The organism is Jiella sp. M17.18 (assembly GCF_041027365.1).
GTDB lineage: Bacteria > Pseudomonadota > Alphaproteobacteria > Rhizobiales > Rhizobiaceae > VKMB-3413.
This window is the reverse complement of sequence record NZ_JBFTEH010000006.1, coordinates 261428-280929: the sequence shown is the minus strand read 5'-3', so window position 1 is coordinate 280929 and position 19502 is coordinate 261428. Positions and strand designations below refer to the sequence as shown.

General features: G+C 71.3%; 19 protein-coding genes. 15 read left to right on the top strand and 4 right to left on the bottom strand.

The features are described from left to right. Positions 1–16: 16 nt before the first annotated feature. The 3 genes from arfB (at position 17) to AB5S17_RS13740 (ending at position 2542) form a co-directional block, all read left to right on the top strand. Positions 17–451, top strand: coding sequence for an alternative ribosome rescue aminoacyl-tRNA hydrolase ArfB (gene arfB / locus AB5S17_RS13750; protein WP_369240257.1), 435 nt, complete (start codon positions 17–19; stop codon positions 449–451). 293 nt (positions 452–744) lie between these two features. Continuing rightward, positions 745–1791: a dihydroorotase gene (gene pyrC / locus AB5S17_RS13745; RefSeq protein ID WP_369240255.1), complete on the top strand. Its 1047-nt coding sequence runs from the start codon at positions 745–747 to the stop codon at positions 1789–1791. 55 nt (positions 1792–1846) lie between these two features. After that, positions 1847–2542, top strand: a complete 696-nt coding sequence (locus tag AB5S17_RS13740; RefSeq protein WP_369240253.1) for an orotate phosphoribosyltransferase — start codon at positions 1847–1849, stop codon at positions 2540–2542. Between the two features lie 15 nt (positions 2543–2557). On the opposite strand, the gene speB is transcribed toward AB5S17_RS13740, so the two are convergent. Then, positions 2558–3610: an agmatinase gene (speB, locus tag AB5S17_RS13735; RefSeq protein WP_369240251.1), complete on the bottom strand. Its 1053-nt coding sequence runs from the start codon at positions 3608–3610 to the stop codon at positions 2558–2560. A 349-nt stretch (positions 3611–3959) separates the two neighbouring features. On the opposite strand from speB, the gene AB5S17_RS13730 reads away from it, so the two are divergent. The 8 genes from AB5S17_RS13730 to cobM all read left to right on the top strand — a co-directional run bounded on the left by AB5S17_RS13730 (position 3960) and on the right by cobM (position 12062). Further along, complete coding sequence (locus AB5S17_RS13730) at positions 3960–5156, top strand: sirohydrochlorin chelatase (protein ID WP_369240249.1); 1197 nt, start codon at positions 3960–3962, stop codon at positions 5154–5156. A gap of 920 nt (positions 5157–6076) precedes the next feature. After that, positions 6077–6712, top strand: a complete 636-nt coding sequence (locus AB5S17_RS13725; RefSeq protein ID WP_369240305.1) for a precorrin-8X methylmutase — start codon at positions 6077–6079, stop codon at positions 6710–6712. Continuing rightward, positions 6709–7989: a precorrin-6y C5,15-methyltransferase (decarboxylating) subunit CbiE gene (gene cbiE, locus AB5S17_RS13720; RefSeq protein ID WP_369240248.1), complete on the top strand. Its 1281-nt coding sequence runs from the start codon at positions 6709–6711 to the stop codon at positions 7987–7989. Before AB5S17_RS13725 ends, cbiE begins: the two co-directional genes overlap by 4 nt. Positions 7990–7992: 3 nt before the next feature. Further along, complete coding sequence (gene cobI, locus AB5S17_RS13715; RefSeq protein WP_369240246.1) at positions 7993–8751, top strand: precorrin-2 C(20)-methyltransferase; 759 nt, start codon at positions 7993–7995, stop codon at positions 8749–8751. Next, positions 8751–10619 (top strand): precorrin-3B C(17)-methyltransferase, encoded by a 1869-nt coding sequence (gene cobJ / locus AB5S17_RS13710; RefSeq protein ID WP_369240244.1) that lies wholly within the window; start codon positions 8751–8753, stop codon positions 10617–10619. Before cobI ends, cobJ begins: the two co-directional genes overlap by 1 nt. Further along, complete coding sequence (locus AB5S17_RS13705) at positions 10616–10906, top strand: DUF6516 family protein (protein ID WP_369240242.1); 291 nt, start codon at positions 10616–10618, stop codon at positions 10904–10906. The genes cobJ and AB5S17_RS13705 overlap by 4 nt, the downstream gene beginning before the upstream one ends. Further along, positions 10899–11261, top strand: coding sequence for a hypothetical protein (locus AB5S17_RS13700; RefSeq protein WP_369240240.1), 363 nt, complete (start codon positions 10899–10901; stop codon positions 11259–11261). Before AB5S17_RS13705 ends, AB5S17_RS13700 begins: the two co-directional genes overlap by 8 nt. Positions 11262–11282: 21 nt before the next feature. Beyond that, entirely contained in the window at positions 11283–12062 is a 780-nt protein-coding gene (cobM, locus tag AB5S17_RS13695) for a precorrin-4 C(11)-methyltransferase (RefSeq protein ID WP_369240238.1), read from the top strand. Positions 12063–12068: 6 nt separating this feature from the next. Here cobM and AB5S17_RS13690 read toward each other — a convergent pair whose 3' ends face one another. Next, complete coding sequence (locus AB5S17_RS13690) at positions 12069–12827, bottom strand: cobalt-precorrin-6A reductase (RefSeq protein ID WP_369240236.1); 759 nt, start codon at positions 12825–12827, stop codon at positions 12069–12071. Next, entirely contained in the window at positions 12811–13935 is a 1125-nt protein-coding gene (locus tag AB5S17_RS13685; protein ID WP_369240234.1) for a cobalt-precorrin-5B (C(1))-methyltransferase, read from the bottom strand. The genes AB5S17_RS13690 and AB5S17_RS13685 overlap by 17 nt, the downstream gene beginning before the upstream one ends. A 254-nt stretch (positions 13936–14189) precedes the next feature. Here AB5S17_RS13685 and AB5S17_RS13680 point away from each other — a divergent pair, with 254 nt between their 5' ends. Both AB5S17_RS13680 and cbiB read left to right on the top strand, forming a co-directional pair. Beyond that, the gene (locus AB5S17_RS13680) at positions 14190–15587 is read left to right on the top strand and encodes a cobyrinate a,c-diamide synthase (RefSeq protein WP_369240232.1); all 1398 of its coding nucleotides are present in this window, start codon (positions 14190–14192) and stop codon (positions 15585–15587) included. Positions 15588–15630: 43 nt separating this feature from the next. Beyond that, entirely contained in the window at positions 15631–16611 is a 981-nt protein-coding gene (gene cbiB / locus AB5S17_RS13675; protein ID WP_369240230.1) for an adenosylcobinamide-phosphate synthase CbiB, read from the top strand. 4 nt (positions 16612–16615) lie between these two features. Here cbiB and AB5S17_RS13670 read toward each other — a convergent pair whose 3' ends face one another. After that, complete coding sequence (locus AB5S17_RS13670; RefSeq protein WP_369240228.1) at positions 16616–17389, bottom strand: adenosylcobinamide-GDP ribazoletransferase; 774 nt, start codon at positions 17387–17389, stop codon at positions 16616–16618. A 105-nt stretch (positions 17390–17494) separates the two neighbouring features. On the opposite strand from AB5S17_RS13670, the gene cobT reads away from it, so the two are divergent. Both cobT and AB5S17_RS13660 read left to right on the top strand, forming a co-directional pair. After that, positions 17495–18511, top strand: a complete 1017-nt coding sequence (gene cobT / locus AB5S17_RS13665) for a nicotinate-nucleotide--dimethylbenzimidazole phosphoribosyltransferase (protein ID WP_369240226.1) — start codon at positions 17495–17497, stop codon at positions 18509–18511. Between the two features lie 97 nt (positions 18512–18608). Further along, positions 18609–19493 (top strand): 2-dehydropantoate 2-reductase, encoded by an 885-nt coding sequence (locus AB5S17_RS13660; RefSeq protein WP_369240224.1) that lies wholly within the window; start codon positions 18609–18611, stop codon positions 19491–19493. Positions 19494–19502 lie beyond the last annotated feature (9 nt).

Here is a 19502-nt window from a genome sequence, read left to right as displayed (position 1 = left end):
GCAGGGGATGCGGGACATGGCCGACGACAACGACCTGAGGATCTCCAATCGCATCGCCATCCCGGCCGGCGATCTGGAGGAGCAGTTCATTCGGGCCGGCGGGCCAGGCGGCCAGAACGTCAACAAGGTCTCCTCGGCCGTGCAACTGCGCTTCCGGGCGGCGACCTGCGAGGCGCTGTCGCCGGAGGCCCGCCACCGGCTGCTGCGGCTCGCCGGCCGCAGGGCCACCAAGGAGGGCGAGATCCTCATCGAGGCCTCGCGCTTCCGCACGCAGGAGCGCAACCGCGAGGATGCGCGCGAGCGCCTCGCCGAGCTGGTGCGCGAAGCGCTGAAGCCGCCACCGCCGCCGCGCAAGAAGACCAAGCCGTCCAAGGGCGCGGTGGAGCGCCGGCTGAAGGCGAAGAAGGGCCGCTCGCAGATCAAGCGGATGCGCGGCTCGGTCGCCGATTGACAGCGGCGCGGCTGGCGGTCGGGAAAGCCCTGCAGGCACGAGGGCGGCCTGCCGCCCCGAACCGGCCGGCGCCGCTGCGGGCGATGGCGAAGGACACCGCGCCCGGCGCGGATCGGTTGGCCGAGGAGTTGCGCCCGGCCGGCACGGCGTGCGACGGTCACGCCGCCGCCACGCGCCGCGGACGACGCTGCCGGCAGGCAGCCATCGTCGCCGGGCCGCCTCGATCCCCGATGGGGTCGGGTGGTGCCGCGCGCGCAGGCAGGTTCGACGTATTTCCTTTGGAGCCCCGCTTCTTGACCACCCTGACGATCAGACGCCCGGACGACTGGCATGTGCATTTTCGCGACGGCGCGGTGCTCGAGGCCGTCCTTCCCCACACATCGAAGGATTTCGGCCGGGCGATCGTAATGCCCAATCTCGTGCCCCCGGTCGTCACCACGGCCGACGCCGAGGCCTATCGCCGGCGCATCCTCTCGGCGCTGCCGGACGGCCACGACTTCCGGCCCCTGATGACGCTGTACCTCACCGAGACGACCGATGCGGACGACGTGGAGAAGGGGTTCCGCGACGGGCTGATCTCCGCGGTGAAGCTCTATCCCGCCGGCGCGACGACCAACTCGCAGAGCGGCGTGCGCGACGTCGCCCGCGTCTATCCGGTGCTGGAGCGGATGGCGGAGATCGGCCTGCCGCTCTGCGTCCACGGCGAGGTGACGGATCCCGACATCGACATCTTCGACCGCGAGGCCGTGTTCATCGAGCGGGTGCTCGCGCCGGTCCGGCAGCGCTTCCCCGCCTTGCGGATCGTCATGGAGCATGTGACGACCAAGGACGGCGTCGACTACGTCCGGTCGCAGGCCGAGAACACCGCCGCGACGATCACCGTCCACCACCTGATCATCAACCGCAACGCCATCCTCGCCGGCGGCATCCGGCCGCATTACTACTGCCTGCCGGTCGCCAAGCGCGAGAGCCATCGCCTGGCGCTGGTCGAGGCGGCGACGTCCGGCGACGCCCGCTTCTTCCTCGGCACCGATTCGGCGCCGCATCCGACGCATCTGAAGGAGGCGGCCTGCGGCTGCGCCGGCGTGTTCTCGTCGATCAACGCGATGGCCTGCCTCGCCGAGGTCTTCGAGGCGGCGGGCGCGATGGACAGGTTGGAGGGCTTTACGTCGCTCAACGGCCCGGCCTTCTACCGGATGGAGCCGAACACGGCAGAGGTGACGCTGGTGCGCCGGCCGGAGCCGGTGGCCTATCCCGCGACGGTCCCCTTCGACGGCGGCGCGATCACCGTCTTCGACCCGATCTTCCCCATCCACTGGGAATGTGTGCCGGCGCGCTAGCCAGTCCGGCGCGATCTTGCTAGCGGGACGCCATCCCAACCCGTGAGGCCAGCCGATGTTCTCGAATACCTTTCCGGACCGGGCGGTGATCGCCGAGATCGTCGCGAAGATGCTGCTCGAGATCGAGGCGGTGCATTTCCGCCCCGAGGAGCCGTACACGTTCACCTCGGGGCTCGCGAGCCCGGTCTACATCGACTGCCGCAAGCTGATCTCCTATCCGCGCGTGCGCTCGGCGGTGATGGATTTCGCCGCCTCGGTGGTCGTGCGCGACTGCGGCTTCGAGCAGTTCGACAGCGTCGTCGGCGGCGAGACGGCGGGCATCCCCTTCGCCGCCTGGCTGTCCGACAAGCTCGGCCTGCCGATGCAGTACGTCCGCAAGAAGCCGAAGGGCTTCGGCCGCGACGCGCAGATCGAGGGCCTGCTGAAGGAGGGCGCCCGCGTCCTCCTCGTCGAGGACCTGACGACCGACGGCGGCAGCAAGATCAAGTTCGCCGAGGCGATCGAGAAGGCGGGATCGCGCGTCACCGACACCTTCGCGATCTTCTACTACGACATCTTCCCCGATACGCCCGACCGGCTGAAGGCGGCCGGCATGCGGCTGCACTATCTCGCGACCTGGTGGGACATCCTCGCTGTCTGCCGCGCCGAGGGCCGGTTCCCCGAGACCGTCCTCCAGGAAGTCGAAGCCTTCCTGAAGGCTCCGCTCGCATGGTCCGCCGCCCACGGCGGCATCTCCGAGCTCAAGCGCTGAGGGCAGAGGACGGCGTCAGCTTCGCCCGCGCAGCGCCGGTGACAGGCGGGCGAGGCTGAGGAGTTCGAACAGCATCTGCGCGCCGGCATGGGCGGTGTTGGTGGTCGCGTCGTATTGCGGGGCGACCTCCACGACATCGCCGCCGATCATGTTGATGCCGGCAAGGCCCCGCAGGAGGGCCTGCGCCTCCCGCGTCGTCAGACCGCCGATTTCCGGCGTGCCGGTGCCGGGGGCGAAGGCCGGGTCGAGGCTGTCGATGTCGAAGGAGACGTAGACCGGGCCGTCACCCGCGACTGTGCGGGCGCGCTCCACGATCGCGGGGATGCCGAGGCCGGCGATCTCTTCGGCGTGGATGACGCTCATGCCGCTCTCGAAGGAGAACTCCCAGAGATATTCGGACGAGCCGCGGATGCCGATCTGGATCGTGCGGTCGGGGTCGAGGACGCCGTCGAGCACCGCCTGGCGGAACGGACCGCCATGGTGGAACTTGCACCCGTCGAACGGGCCGGACGTGTCGCAATGGGCGTCGATGTGGATCATGCCGACCGGCCGCTGCGCGCCGAGCGCCCTGAGGATCGGCAGCGAGATGGAGTGGTCGCCGCCGACGAAGAGCGGCAGGACGCCGACGCCCGCGATCTTCGCCGCGGTTGCCTCGATGTCCTGATGCGACGTCGAAAGGTCGAAGCGCGAGCGGAAGGGCACGTCGCCGATGTCGGCGACGGCGATCTCGTGCGTCGGCATGGTCTTCAGGACGTGGTTGTAGGGCCCGATCCGCTCCATCGCCCGCAGCGCCCGCGGCCCGAAGCGCGAGCCGTTGCGGTTGGTGACGCCGAGATCCATCGGCACGCCGATCATCGCGACGTCGAGGCCGGCGAAATCGGGCGCCGCCCAGTCGATCGCGCGGTAGGGCACGTCGAGCAGCGTCGGCAGGCCCGCATAGGGCGCGACGCGCGTCCCCTTCGGATCGAAGAGGCGGCCGGCGACCGCGGCGAAGCCCTCGTCGTAGATCCGCCGCTCGTTGTCGCCGGCAAAGCGCCGGCGCAGCGCGTCGAGTTTTGCCTCGTCCATCGTCGCATCCTCTCTCCGGGCGGCCGGCGCACTCCCTCGTCCGGGGCGAGGCGCTCCGTGCGCTTCTTCATAGCGCAGCGCAGCGGCTTTGTGACCGGACCCGAAACGTCTTGCCGCCTCGACCGGCACCACGATCCAGCGCTCGCCGCACCTGTCGTTTGACCCGGCGCGAAATCCCATCTAGGCCTTGCCTCTCACTGACGGTGCCCGCGCGACGGGCTGCGAGCCATTCCGGTGCGGCCGACCCAAACAGGGGGCCAAGACGGAAGCTGTCGGACAGACTCGCCGGCCGGTCTTCCCATCGGCGGCGGCTCCTCCGGCGTCGAAGGAAAGAGACGGAGGCGATCTCATGAAGGCATTGATGCTGTGCGGCCATGGCAGCCGCGACAAGGGAGCTGTGACCGAGTTCGCCGGTCTGGCGGAGAAGCTGAAGGCCCGGCTGCCGGACTGGACGACCGACTATGGCTACCTGGAATTCGCCAAGCCGATCATCCGCGACGGGCTGGACCGGCTGCGCGAGCAGGGCGCGACCCGGATCCAGGCGCTGCCCGGCATGCTGTTCGCCGCCGGCCACGCCAAGAACGACATTCCCTCGGTGCTGAACACCTATGCCGCGCAGACCGGCGTCACCATCGAATACGGCCGCGAGCTCGGCATCGACCCGAAGATGGTCCGCGCCGCCGGCGAGCGCATCCGCGAGTGCCTCAGGGCGAACGGCTGGCGCGACGGCGAGCCGCTGCACGACACGATGCTCGTGGTCGTCGGCCGCGGCGCTTCCGATCCCGACGCCAATTCCAACGTCGCCAAGGTGATGCGCATGCTCTGGGAGGGCCTCGGCTTCGGCTGGGGCGAGACGGCCTATTCCGGCGTCACCTTCCCGCTGGTCGAGCCGGGCCTCGAACATGCGAGCCGCCTCGGCTACAGACGCATCGTCGTCTTTCCCTATTTCCTCTTCACCGGCGTTCTCGTGCGGCGGATCTACGAGCACACCGACATCGTCGCGGCGCGCCATCCTGAGATCACATTCCTCAAGGCCTCCTATCTCGGCGCGCACGACCTCGTCGTCGAGACCTTCGTCGACCGGCTCGCCGAGATCATCGAGGGCACCGGCAACATGAACTGCCAGATGTGCAAGTACCGTGAGCAGGTGCTGGGCTTCGAGGCGGAGGTCGGGCTCGCGCAGGAGAGCCACCACCACCACGTCGAGGGCATCGGCTCGGCCGCCGACTGCGCGCTCTGCGACGACGTGTGCACCGGAGCCTGCCGGGCGGCCGACGTCGCCGCCCGCGAGGGGCACCAGCATTCGCACGCGCACGGCGACGGTCACGCCCATTCGCATGGCGCCGGTGCCCACGCGCACGACCATCTCCACAACGCGCACGACCACGACCACAGCCATGATCACGCGCACGATCATGCCCACACCCATGAGCACGGCCACGATCACGAGCATGGTCACGGGCATGGTCACGGCGCGCACGGTCATCACCATCACCCCTATCCCCATGCCGCGCACCCGCTCGGCCCTCGTTCGATGAGCCGCTGATGACAGCCCTGTTCGACCGTTACGCGATCGTTGATTGGTCGGCTTCCAACACGCCGACCACCGGCAAGGACTCGATCTGGATCTCCCTGGTCGAGCGGAACGGCCGCGACCTGACGCTGGTGGAGACGGTCAACCCGCCGACGCGCGCGGCGGCGATGGCAAAGCTGCGGCAGCTCTTCCGCGACGCCCTCGCCGAGGACAAGCGCGTCATCGCCGGCTTCGACTTCCCGATGGGCTATCCCGGCGGCGCCGCCGCGGCGATCACCGGAGAAGCGAACTGGCAGGCGCTCTGGGCCTATTTCGCCGAGGCGATGCAGGACCGCGACGACAACTTCTCCAACCGCTTCGAGGTCACGGGCCGCCTCAACCGCGAGAAGCTCGCCTTTGCGCCGATGTACTGGGGCCGGCCGATGCACCAGGAGATCCCGGGCCTGTCGGTGGCCAAGCCCGATCCCTATCCCGACGCCATGCCGGAGTTCCGGCTGGCGGAGCAGCGCACGGCGAAGGCACAGCCGGTCTGGAAGCTGAACTTCGCGGGCTCGGTCGGCAGCCAGGCGATCACCGGCATCGCGCGGCTGGAGCATCTGCGCCGCGATCCGGAATTCGCCGGCAAGGTCGCGATCTGGCCGTTCGAGACGAATTTCGCCGACAACCTCGACGCGCCGATCGTGCTCGCCGAGATCTATCCCGGCCTGTTGCCGATCGAGAAGGGCGACAAGTCCTGCCTCGACGAGGCACAGGTCGAGTTCTTCGCCGAACTCTTCGCGAGGGTCGATGCCGACGGCCGCCTCGCCATGCTGCTCGAAGCGCCGCACGACCTGTCCGAGGACGAGCGCCGCGCCGTGCTTCTGGAGGAAGGCTGGATCGCCGGCCTCGGCCAGCTGGTGGTGGACGACAGCCTGGACGAGCCGGCCGTCGCCGTGGCGCCCACGCGAGGGTATCTGCGCGACCCCGCGGCGATCTACGAGGAGAGCTTCCGGATCATCCGCGAGGAAGCCGATCTCTCCGGCGTGCCGGAGGAGGCGCACGATCTCGCGATCCGCATGATCCACGCCTGCGGCATGACCGACATCGTCGGCGACCTCGTCGTCTCGGAAGGCGCGGTGGAAGCGGGGCGGGCGGCGCTCGCCGCCGGTGCGCCGATCCTGTGCGATGCCGAAATGGTCTCGCACGGCATCATCTCCGCCAACCTGCCGCAGCAGAACAAGATCGTCTGCCGGCTCACCGATCCGCGCACCCGGCGCCTTGCCGAGCGCGAGGAGACGACCCGTTCGGCGGCGCAGGTGGATCTCTGGACCGATCTGATGGAAGGGGCGGTGGTCGCGATCGGCAATGCGCCGACGGCGCTGTTCCGCCTCCTGGAACGGCTCGACGAGGGGGCGCCGAAGCCGGCGCTGATCATCGGCCTGCCGGTCGGCTTCGTCGGTGCGGCGGAAGCCAAGGCGGCGCTGGCAGCCGATTCCCGCGGCATCCCCTTCGTCACCCTGTCCGGCCGGCGCGGCGGCAGCGCGCTCGCGGCGGCGGCGGTCAACGCGCTGGCGAAGGGCCTGGGATGACCGATCCCGTCCGCCCCTGGCTCGCCGGCCGATCCGAACCGGACGATGACGCGGCGCCGTGCCCGGCGGCCGACGCGCCCTGGCTGACGGTGATCGGCATCGGCGACAGCGGCCTTTCGAGCCTCACCGCCGAGGCGCTGGCGGCGCTCGACCGGGCGACCCTCGTCTTCGGCGGGGAACGGCACCTCGCCATGCTCGGCGAGACCGAGGCCGAGACGGTTCTCTGGGACAAGCCCTTCGCGGACGGACTTGAAAAGCTCCTGTCGCATGCGGGCACGCCGACCGTGGTGCTCGCCACCGGCGATCCCATGTGGTTCGGCGTCGGCGCGACGCTCGCCCGGCATCTGACGCCGGACGAGATGACGGTGATCCCGACGCCTTCCGCCTTTTCGCTGGCGGCCGCACGGCTCGGCTGGGGTCTCGCCGACTGTGCCTGCCTGACGGTGCACGGACGGCCGGTCGAGGCCGTCGCCCGGCATCTGGCGCCCGGCGCCCGCCTCTTGATCCTCTCGGAGGACGCGGCCTCGCCGCGCGAGATCGCGCGCGTCTTGACCGCCCGCGGCTTCGGGCCGAGCCGGCTCACCGTCTGCGAGCATCTCGGCGGCGCCCGCGAGGCTATCCGCGAGACGACGGCCGCCGGCTTCGATCTCGACCATGGCGCGGCGCTGAACACGGTCGCGGTCGAATGCGTCGCCGGCCGGGCCGCGACGCCGCGCCCGACCGTGCCGGGCCTGCCGGACGACGCCTTCGTTCACGACGGCAAGATGACCAAGCGCGTGCTGCGCGCGCTCGCCGTCGCCGCGCTGGAGCCGCTGCCGGGCGCAATGCTCTGGGACGTCGGCGCGGGCTCCGGCTCGATCGCCGTGGAATGGCTGCGCGCCGCCCCGCGCACCCGCGCGATCGCGATCGAGCATCAGGCGGAGCGGCTCGACATGATCGCCGAGAACGCCACTACGCTCGGCGTGCCGGACCTCGTCATCGTCGAGGGGCGGGCGCCGGAGGCGTTCGCGGAGCTGCCGGCGCCGGATGCGATCTTCATCGGCGGCGGCCTCACCGACGGCGTCTTCGACGCGGCCTTTGCGGCGCTGAAGCCCGGCGGGCGCATCGTCGCCCATGCCGTGACGCTGGAATCCGAGGCGATCCTCCTCGACCTCCAGGCGCGGCTCGGCGGCGAACTGATGCGGATCGGCGTCGAAAAGGCCGAGAAGGTCGGACCCTATCGCGGCTTCAGGCCGGCGATGCCCGTCCTCCACTGGCACCTCACCAAGCGGGGCTGACGCGTGGGCAAGACCGGCACGCTCACCGGGCTCGGCGTCGGCCCCGGCGACCCCGAGCTCCTGACGCTGAAGGCGCTGCGCCTCTTGAAGGCGGCGCCGGTCGTCGCCTATCCGGCGCCCGAGGGCGGCGACAGCTTCGCGCGGGCGATCGTCGCCGACTTCCTCTCGCCGGAGCAGGAGGAGATCGCGATCGAAATGCCGATGCGGGTCGAGCGCTTCCCCGCCGCCGAGGTGTACGACGCGGCAGCGGCGAAGATCGCGGCGCGGCTCGACGCCGGCCGGGACGTCGCGGTGCTCTGCGAGGGTGACCCCTTCTTCTACGGCTCCTTCATGTATCTCTTCGATCGTCTGGCGGACCGCTATCCCGCGGAGATCGTCCCCGGGGTCGCCTCGGTGACGGCCGCGGCCGCGGCGGCAAAGCGCCCGCTGACGGCCCGCAACGACGTTTTGACCGTGATCCCCGGGCCGCTGGATGACAACGAACTCGCCGAGCGGATCACGGCGGCGCAGAGCTTTGCCATCATGAAGCTCGGCCGGCATTTCGGCCGGGTGAAGGCGCTGCTGGAACGGCTGGGCTTGTCCGACGCCTGCGCCTATTGCGAGCGCGTCTCGCTGCCGGAGGAGCGGGTGTTGCCGCTTGCGGCGGTCTCCGGCGACGCGCCGTATTTCTCGATGATCCTCGGCTATCGCGGCGACGAGCCGGCGATCGCGAACCGGAGGATCGGTACCGCCGATCGCGCCGCCGCCGGGGAGGGCGTCTGATGGGCGCCGCCGATCCGCGCACCGCCGCACCCCGGCCGGCGGTCGTCATCCTCAGCGAGTCCGCCCTGCCGATGGCGCGCGGCATCGCGCAAGGCATCCGCGGCGACGTGCACGGCGCAGCAAGGCGGGTCGCCGGTGCCGCGATCACCTTCGACAGCGCCGCCGACCACCTGCGCGGCCTCTTTGCCGCCCGTCGGCCGGTCGTCGCGGTCATGGCGACGGGCGCGCTGATCCGCATCCTCGCGCCGCTCCTGTCCGACAAGCGCCGCGAACCGCCGGTGGTCGCCGTCGCCGAGGACGGCTCGGCCGTGGTGCCGCTCCTCGGCGGCCATCACGGCGCCAACGACCTCGCGCGAAGGATCGCCGGGATCGTCGACGGCTTCGCCGCGGTGACGACGGCGGGCGACCTGGCACTGGGTGTCGCGCTGGATGCTCCGCCGCTCGGCTTCGTGCTGGAGAATCCCGAGGATGCCAAGCAGGCGATGGCCGATCTCCTCGCCGGCGCAAGCGCCCGCTCCGCCGGCCCGGCGCCCTGGCTGCAGGCCGGCCGCATCCCCTTTTCCGCCGACGGCTCGGTGCGCCTCACCGTCTCGACAGAGGCGCGCCCGCCGCAGGAGGCAGAACTCCTCTACCGGCCGAAGACGCTGGTGCTCGGGATCGGCGCCGAGCGCCATGCGCCGTCGGAGGCGGCGATCGAACTCGCCGAAGCGGTGCTGACGGAGGCGAAGGTCAGCGCGTTGTCGCTCGCTGCCGTCGTCTCGGTCGATCTGAAAGCCGACGAGGCGGCGGTGCAGGCGGTCGCGGCGCATTTCGGCGTGCCGGCGCGGGTCTTCCCGGTGGAGCGGCTGGAGGCGGAGACGCCGCGGCTGCAAACGCCTTCCGACGTCGTCTTCGCCGAGATCGGCTGTCACGGCGTCGCCGAGGGCGCGGCGCTGGCGGCGGTCGGAGCAGACGGTCGACTGGCGGTCGCCAAGCGCAAGGGGCGGCGCGTCACCGCCGCGCTCGGCGAGGCGCCCGCGCCGCTCGATCCGGAAAGCATCGGCCGGGCGCGCGGAACGCTCTTCGTCGTCGGCATCGGCCCCGGCTCCGAGGCCTGGCGTTCGCCCGAGGCCAGCCGGATGGTCGCCGCGGCGAGCGACCTCGTCGGCTATTCCCTTTACCTCGACCTCCTCGGCCCGCTCGCCGACGGCAAGACGCGGCACGACTTTGCGCTCGGCAAGGAAGAGGCGCGGGTGCGCCATGCGATGGAGCTTGCCGGCGAGGGCAAGACCGTGGCGCTCGTCTGCTCGGGCGATGCCGGCATCTACGCCATGGCGACGCTGGTCTTCGAGCTGATCGACAAGGCCGGCGTCTCGGATGCCGCGCGGCGCATCGCGATCGAATGCGCTCCGGGCATCTCCGCCCTGCAGGCCGCCGGCTCGCGGGCCGGCGCCCCGCTCGGCCACGACTTCTGCACCATCTCGCTCTCCGATCTCCTGACCCCCTGGGGGGACATCCAGCGCCGCGTGCGGGCGGCGGCGGAGGGAGACTTCGTCATCGCCTTCTACAACCCGGTCTCGCAGCGGCGGCGCACCCAGCTCGCCTTTGCCCGCGACGAACTCCTGAAGCACCGGCCGGCAACGACGCCGGTGATCCTCGCGACCAATCTCGGGCGGGAGGGGGAGGCGGTGCGGATCGTGCCGCTCGCGGAGCTTCAGGTCGACGACGGCGACATGCTGACGGTGGTGATCGTCGGCTCATCCGAGACGCGCGTCGTCGAGACGGGCGACGGCCGGCGCTGGGCCTACACGCCGCGGGGATATGCCGGGAAGGCGGGGACGGGTATGGTTGGGGCCAACAGAACGGACGAGGCTTCGGAGGATATGTGACGCGGGCCGTGCTTCTGGTTTCGTGGAAGGAGGTGCGGCCGGGCGGCTTCATCAGCGAGGCCAGGATCTGGCGTTTGCCCTTCCCGACGCCGGAACGGCCGCACGGCCTCAAATATTCATTGTTCTTCGGCCGCCCCGGCGAGCGGATTATCGGCTATGATAACGAGACCGGGAAAGGCGACCACAGGCATTATCGCGATCGGGAGGAACCGTACCGGTTCGTGTCGCTCGACCGCCTGATTTCAGACTTCGCCGCGGATGTGGAACGGGAGATCGGCCATGAATGAAATCATTCTCTCCGTCGCGACCCATGAGGCCTTCTTCGACGACCTGCGCGCCGCCGCAAGACGCATCGACGCAGGCGATTTCACCCCCAACACGCCGCGGCTTTCCTTTGAGACCATCGACGACCTGTGGCGCACCATGACGCCGGAGCGCTGGGCCCTGCTCGGAGCCCTGCAGCATCGGGGTGCCACGAAGCCGGAGGCGCTGTCCGATCTTCTCGGCCGCGACCGGGATGCTGTTGCGGCGGACGTCGAGAAGCTCACCTATCTCGGCCTGATCGAGGCGGACGAGGCGGGCCGCGTCTTCGTCCCCTGGTCGAAGATCACCGCCGAAGTCTCGATCGCCAACGCCGCCTGACGCCAGACCCTTCGGAGTAGCATGACCGTCCATTTCATCGGCGCCGGGCCGGGCGCGCCCGACCTCATCACCGTGCGCGGCCTGAAGCTGATCGAGCGCTGTCCCGTCTGCCTCTATGCCGGCTCGCTGGTGCCGGAGGAGATCGTCAAGGCGGCGCCCGAAGGCGCTCGTGTTCTCGACACTGCGCCGATGACCCTCGACGAGATCGTCGCGGAGATGGAGGCCGCGCATGCGGCAGGGCAGGATGTCGCCCGCGTGCACTCCGGCGATCCCTCGCTCTACGGCGCGATCGCCGAGCAGATGCGCCGGCTGGACGCGCTCGGCATCCCCTACGAGATCACCCCGGGCGTGCCGGCCTTCGCGGCGGCCGCGGCGGCGCTGAAGACCGAGCTGACGGTGCCCGAGGTCTGCCAGACGGTGATCCTGACGCGGACGGCGATGAAGTCCTCGAAGATGCCGGACGGCGAGGAACTCGCGACGCTCGGGAAAAGCGGCGCGACGCTGGCGATCCACCTCTCCGTGCGCAATATCGCCCACATCCAGCGCGAACTGACGCCGCTCGAAGCCTACGGGCCGGACTGCCCGGCGATCGTCGCCTACCGCGTCGGCTGGCCCGATGAGGCCTTCATCAAGGGTACGTTGTCGGACATCCACCAGAAGATCCGCGCCGCCAAGCTGACGCGCACGGCGCTGATCTTCGTCGGCCGCGGGCTGGGGGCGACGGGGTTCATCGACTCCAAGCTCTACGACGCCGCCCACGTCCATGTGCTGCGGCCGAAGCGGAAGGCTGCGGCGTCCTGAGCCGGGTCAGGCGGCGCTTGCGGCGCCGAGCACGGCCAGCGCTTCGTCGAGGGTCCGCACCACCGGCCCCGGCGGCTCCGGCGCGCGCGCGATCATGACGACCGGCAGCGACAGGTGCCGCGCCGCCGCGATCTTGGCGTAGGAGGCAGTGCCGCCCGAGTTGCGGCAGACGAGATGGGTGATGGCGAGGCGGGCGAACAGCGTCGCTTCGGCCGCCGCGTCGACCTCCGGCCGGCCGAGCACGACCTCGGCCGGAAAGGGCAGGGGCGGGTCCGGCGGCTCGATCATCCGCACGACGAAGGCGATGTCCGGCCGGAGGCGGAACGGTGCCAGATGCTGGCGGCCGAGCGCCAGGAACGCCTTTGCGCCAGCCGGCAAGGCATCGCGCGCGGTGCCGAGGCAGTCTGCTGCCGTCCAGCGGTCGCCCTCCACCGGCTCCCAGGGCGGCCGCACGAGCGCGATGCGCTGGACGTCTGCAATCTCCGCCGCTTCCGCCGCATTGCGGCTGATGCCGGCGGCGAACGGGTGCGTGGCGTCGACGAGCCAGACGACATGCTCTGCCCCGAGGTATTCGGCCAGCCCCGCCGCGCCGCCGAAGCCGCCGATCCGCACCTCGACGCCCGCCGGCAGCGCCGGCGCATGCGTGCGTCCTGCCAGCGACAGGACGATGCGCGCCTCCGGCCGCGCCTGCCGCAGCCGCTCGGTCAACAGGTTCGCCTCGGCCGTGCCGCCGAGGATCAGGATCGTCTCAGCCGGCGCGGGCAAGGACGGTGCCCTCCCGGTCGGTGACGACGATCTCCACCGCGACCGGCGCATCCCGCAGGATCGTCTGGGCCGCCACCCGCGCACGGCCGCCGACGGCCGCGGCGATGTCGATGCCCTCGGCGCAGCAGAGGTCGAGCACCTGCTTCGCCGTGTTGGCGCTAAGGATGGCGGGCTCCAGTGCCACGGCCCTCTCCGGCGCGACCGCCCGCACGAGGCCGGCGAGGAAGGCGAAGTCCACCTGGCTGCGGCCGGAATGGAGGTCCATTGCCCCCTGCGCCAGCTTGGTGAGCTTGGCGAAGCCGCCCGCGATGGTCAGGCGCTCGACCGGACGGGCGCGCAGATATTTGAGCAGCCCGCCGGCGAAATCGCCCATGTCGAGATAGGCGATCTCGGGCAGTTCGGGGTAGAGAGCGCGGGCGGCGGATTCGCTCGCCGAGCCGGTGGCGCCGACGACATGGGCGAGGCCTGCGGCCCGGGCGACGTCGATGCCGCGATGGATGGAATGGATCCAGGCCGAGCAGGAGAAGGGATGGACGACACCGGTTGTGCCGAGGATCGACAGGCCGCCGACGATGCCGAGCCGCGGGTTCCACGTCTTCTCGGCGAGTTCCGCGCCCCCGGTGACGCCGATCGTCACCGTCACGTCGGCCGGCCGGCCGTGTTCGGCGCAGAGCGCTTCGACGACGCCGCGCATCATCTGCCGCGGCACCGGGTTGATCGCCGGCTCGCCCGGCGGGATCGGCAGGCCGGCGCGCGTCACCGTGCCGACGCCGTCGCCCGCCGCGAAGACGATGCCGCTGCCCGGCGCTTCGAAGCGCACCTTTGCGACGATCTCGGCGAGATGCGTCACGTCCGGATCGTCGCCGGCGTCCTTGACGATGGCGGCCATCGCCTGGCCGTCCTGGAGTTCGTGCCGGTTGAGAGCGAAGCGCGGCGTTTCGCCCTTCGGCAGGACGATTTCGACCGGGTCGGGAAATTCGCCTGTCAGGAGCGCCGTCAGCGCCGCCTTGGTCGCGGCCGTCGCGCAGGCGCCGGTCGTCCAGCCGCGCCTGAGCGGCCGGCGATCCGTCGGCCCGTCGGTCCCGTCGTCGCTGCGGTTGAAGCCCATGGTCGGCTTATAGCCGAGATGGGGACGGAGGAAACGATTGGCTCGCTCCGCATGCTGGTCCGTTGCGGAATGGGGCGCCCTTCTTCGCCCCGAAGGGGAGAAGGTGGCGAGCGCAGCGAACCGGATGAGGGGGTGCCGCGGAGCGGCCAGCCGCATATCTGCGCGCCGAGCCCCCCTCATCGCCCTGCCGGCCACTTCTCCCCGTGGGGGAGAAGAACGCAGGGGAACCGCTCTGCCCCCTGGAGCCTCTCGCCATGACAGGTCTCCTCGTCGCCGCGCCGTCGTCGGGCGCCGGCAAGACCACGGTAACGCTGGCGCTGCTCCGCGCGCTCAGCCGCGCCGGCGTCGCCGTCCGCTCGGCCAAGGCCGGCCCGGACTATATCGACCCGGCCTTCCACGCCGCGGCCTCGGGCGCGCCGTGTGTCAATCTCGACCCCTGGGCCATGCGGCCGGCACTCGTCGCGGAGCTGGCCGGCGAGGCGCGAGCGGCCGGTGAGGCCTTCGTCGTCGAGGCGATGATGGGGTTGTTCGACGGTGCGGCGGACGGCAGCGGCTCGGCGGCCGATCTCGCGGCACAGCTCGGCCTCGCCGTCGTGCTCGTCGTCGACTGCGCGAAGCAGTCGCATTCGGTCGCGGCGCTGGTCAGGGGCTTTGCGACGCATCGGCCGGACGTCTCCCTCGCCGGCCTGATCCTCAACCGCGTCGGCTCGGACCGGCATGCGGCTCTCCTCGAGGATGCGCTGGCGCCGCTCGGCATCCCCGTCCTCGCCGTCCTGCCGCGCCGGGCGGATCTCGTCCTGCCGGAGCGCCATCTCGGCCTCGTCCAGGCGGGCGAGCATGCGGAGCTCGAAGGCTTCCTCGACCGGGCGGCGGATTGGATGGCCGCTGGGGCCGATCTTTCTGCGCTTGCAGATCTGGCGAAAGGCTCGCGCGGGCCGGAAGTAACCGGCGAAAGACGCGAGCTAAGCGAAGGCGACGGGTGCGGGGCGCAGGCACCGCGTGCTGCGCCTCGATCGTCGGCGGGCGCTTCGGCGGCCCCGACGCCGACCGGCATTGCCCTTGCCCCGCTCGGCCAGCGCATCGCGGTCGCGAGCGACGGCGCCTTCGCCTTCGCCTATCCGCATCTTCTCGACGGCTGGCGGCGGCTCGGTGCCGAGCTCTCCTTCTTCTCGCCGCTCGCCGACGAGGCGCCTTCGACCGAGGCCAACGCGGTGTACCTGCCCGGCGGTTACCCCGAGCTTCACGGCGCCCGGCTCGCCGCCGCAACCCGTTTCAAGGCCGGCATGCGGAACGCCGCGGTGCGGGGCGCGGCCATCTATGGCGAGTGCGGCGGCTATATGGTGCTCGGCGAGGCGCTGGAGGATGCGGAAGGCGCGACGCACGGCATGCTCGGCCTCCTCCCGCTGCGGACCAGCTTCGCCCGCCGGCGGCTGCATCTCGGCTATCGTCGGCTTGAGCCGCTCGCGGGTCTGCCCTGGCCGCAGCGGCTGCGGGCGCACGAGTTCCATTATGCGTCGATCGTCTCGGAAGGGCCGGGCGAGCCGCTGTTTCGGGCGTGCGACGCCCGCGGCGACGACCTCGGCGCGTTCGGCCTGGTCGCCGGCCGGATCTGCGGCTCCTTCCTGCACGTGATCGACCGGGAGGCGGCATGAAGCCCGTTGCCCCGATCATCCCTCCGAGCGCGGCGGACGGCACATGACGCTGCGCCTCGCGATCCTTCTCGCCGGCACGGTGCTCGACCGGCTCGTCGGCGATCCCGACTGGCTGTGGCGCCGCATGCCGCATCCGATCGTGCTGATCGGCCGCGCGATCGCCGTCCTCGACGCCGTGCTCAACCGCGAGAGCCTGTCCGAGCCGGCGCGGCGTCGCAACGGCTTCGTCGCTATTTCTGTTCTCGTCGGCGCGGCGCTCGTCGGCGGCGTGATCCTCTCGGCGCTGCTGCGCGCGCTCGGCCCCCTCGGCTGGTGCGTGGAGGCCGGGATCGTCGGGGTCTTCCTCGCGCAGAAGGGCCTGATCGACCATGTCCGGGCGGTCGAGACGGCGCTGGAGACGGACGGTCTCGCTGGCGGCCGACGTGCGGTCTCGATGATCGTCGGGCGCGATCCGGACCAGCTCGATACGGCCGGCGTCTGCCGGGCAGCGATCGAGAGCCTTGCCGAGAATGCCTCGGACGGCTTCGTCGCGCCCTTCCTCTGGTATCTCCTCCTCGGCCTGCCGGGCCTTTTCGCCTACAAGGTCGTCAACACGGCGGATTCGATGATCGGCCACATGAGCGAGCGCCACCGCGCCTTCGGCTTTGCGGCGGCGCGGCTCGACGATTTCGTCAACTGGCCGGCGGCGCGCCTCTCGGCGCTGCTGATCGCAGTCGCGGGCGCCATCGGCCGGCTCGATCCCGGCGCGCTCCCCCGCATTCTCGCCGTCACCCGTCGCGACGCGCCGAGCCACCGGTCGCCGAATGCCGGCTGGCCGGAAGCGGCGATGGCGGCGGCGATCGGCGTCGCGCTCGGCGGCCCGCGGCGCTACGGCACGCTCGTCGTCGACGCGCCGCGTATCCACCCCGAAGGCCGCTACGAGGCGACGCCCGACGACATCCGGCATGCCATCGCCATCTTCGACCGGGCGTCGCTCCTCGCCACGGCGCTGACGGCGCTGGCGATCGTCCTGTCGCTGCCCTGAACGGTCACATCCCCAGTGCCAGGCCGATCAGCGCGGCGATCTCGGTGAGCTGCTGCGCCGCGCCGAGGCAGTCGCCGGTCTGGCCGCCGAGACGCCGGCGGATGAAGGCGCGGAACCAGAGGAGGGCGAGGCCGCCGAGCGCAAGGCCTGCGAGGCTGCGCCAGAGGCCGAAGGATGCGGTGCCGAGGCCGAGATGAAGCGCGTCGCCGAGGAGGAGGGCGACGAGCCCGGCCCGGCGCGACGGCCGGCCGGACCGCCCGGCGACGCCGTCCGGATTGGCCGAAGCGAGCGAGGCCCAGAGCCAGGCCATCGCGCCGCGGCTGACGCTTGCCGCCGCGATCAGGCCGAGCGCGGCTGCGCCCCGGCCGCCGGTCTCGAGTAACTCCGCGAGGAGCCCGACCCTCAGGCCCACCGACAGGACCAGCGCCAGCGTGCCATAGGCGCCGATGCGGCTGTCCTTCATGATGGTGAGCGCCCGCTCCGCCGCATGATGCCCGCCGAGACCGTCCGCGACGTCGGCAAGCCCGTCCTCGTGCAGTGCGCCGGTGGTGGCGATCAGCGCGGCGAGCGACAGGAGCGCGGCGACGACCGGCGACAGGCCCGCGCCGTCGGCGGCGATGAGCACGAGCGCGGCCGGGAGCGCGGCGACAAGGCCCGCGAGGGGAAAGGCGAAGGCGTCCTTGCCGAGCGCCGGCCGGCCGGCGAAGGTGCGGTCGGGCGCCGGAAGCCGCGTCAGGAAGGCGAGGGATCGCAGCGTCGCCCCGGCGATGGTCGGCATGTCCTCTCCTCCTCAACCCTTGCCCGACTCGTCCGGCCGGCGCATGACGTCGCTGCAGCGCTACAAGCGCGCGCCAGAACGACTAAAAGCCCCGGAGCCTCCTCCATGTCCATCACCGGCCTGCCCTTCGACGACATCCGCGAGCTCGTTCGCACCATGCCGGGGCCGGACCGGGCCGCGATGATGGCCAAGCGCGAGCGCGAGGCGCAGCTGACGAAGCCCCCGGGCGCGCTCGGCCGGCTGGAGGAGATCTCCGAATGGCTGGCGGCCTGGCAGGGGCGGGCACCCGCCGTGCGCCGGCCGCTGGTCGCGGTCTTTGCCGGCAATCACGGCGTCACCAGGCAGGGCATCTCGCCCTATCCCGCCGAGGTGACGGCGCAGATGGTGGCGAACTTCGCCGCCGGCGGCGCGGCGATCAACCAGATCTGCGCGGTCTATGATCTCGGCCTGAAGGTGTTCGACCTCGCGCTGGAACTGCCGACCGGGGATATCACCGAGGAGCCGGCGATGGACGAGCGCACCTGCGCGGCGACCATGGCCTTCGGCATGGAGGTTCTGGCCGGCGAGCCGGATCTTCTGTGCATTGGCGAGATGGGCATCGGCAACACGACGGTCGCCGCGGCGGTCTTCGCCGGCCTCTTCGGCGGCACGGGCGCCGACTGGGTGGGCCCTGGCGCCGGGGCCGATGCGGCCGGTGTGGAGCACAAGGCGGAGGTCGTCGATGCGGCGCTCAAGCTGAACGAGGGGCAGCTGTCCGACCCGCTGGAGGCCCTGCGCCGGCTCGGCGGCCGCGAGATCGCGGCGATGGCCGGTGCCATCCTCGCCGCGCGCATGCGGCAGGTCCCGGTGATCGTCGACGGCTTCGTGACGACCGCGGCGGCCGCGGTCCTCTACGCGATGGACAAGACTGCGCTGGACCATTGCCTGTTCGGTCATGTCTCGGCCGAGCCGGCGCATATCCGGGCGCTGGAGACGATGGGCAAGGTGCCGCTGCTGGCGCTCGGCATGCGGCTCGGCGAGGGCACCGGCGCGGCGCTCGCCGCCGGCATCGTCAAGGCGGCGGCCGAATGCCACGCCGGCATGGCGACCTTCGAACAGGCGGCGGTGTCGAACCGCAGCTGATGTCCGCACTGCCCGCGGCCGCCGCGGCGCCTGGTTTGGCCGGAGTCCAGCACAACATCTGGCGGCGGAGCCGCCTTGAAGAAGGAAGGGGCGATTCATGGTGGCGGTGATCGGATCAGGGGCGATCGGCGGCTACTTCGCGGCCATGCTGGCCGATGCCAGCCATGACGTGACGCTGTGCGTGCGCACGCCCTTCGAGAGGCTGGTGCTCGAAGACGGCGGCACGACGCGCGACATCCCCGTCACGATCGCGACGGATCCGGCAGAGGTCGCCGAAACCGATTTCGTCGTGCTGGCGACGAAGGCGCAGGACACCGGGAGCGCCGCGCCGTGGTTCGAGCGGCTCGCCGGCCAGAATACCAGCGTCCTCGTCGCGCAGAACGGCGTCGAGCATGCCCAGCGCGTGCAGCCGCTGGCGCCCGGCGCCACCATCGTGCCGGCGATCGTCTATGTCGCGGCCGAGCGCACGCGGCCCGGCCGTGTCGTGCATCATTCGAACAGCCGCATGGTGCTGCCGGACGATCCGACGGGGCGGGGCGCGAAGGCGCGCTTTGCCGGCAGCGCGCTTCAGGTCGATCTGGCGGAGGATTTCCTCACCACCGCATGGCGCAAGCTCCTGTCGAACATCTGCGCCAACCCGATCACGGCGCTGACCCTGCGCCGGATGGAGGTCTTCTCCGAACCCGCGATCCGCGATCTCGCGCTCGGCCTGATGCGGGAGGGCGTCGCGGCGGCGCGGGCGGCGGGGGCGCGGCTGGCCGACGGCGAGGCCGAGGCGGTCCTTTCCTCCTATGGCGGCGTCAATTCGCAGAGCGGCTCCTCCATGCTCTACGACCGGCTCTCGGGGCGTTCGCTGGAATACGACCATCTGACCGGGGCGGTGCTGCGCGCGGCCGCGCGCGGCGGGGTCGACGTGCCGCTCAACCGCGCGATCCATGCGCTGCTCGCCGCCCTCGATCGCTCTGGGGAGTGGCGCGGCTGATCTCACCGG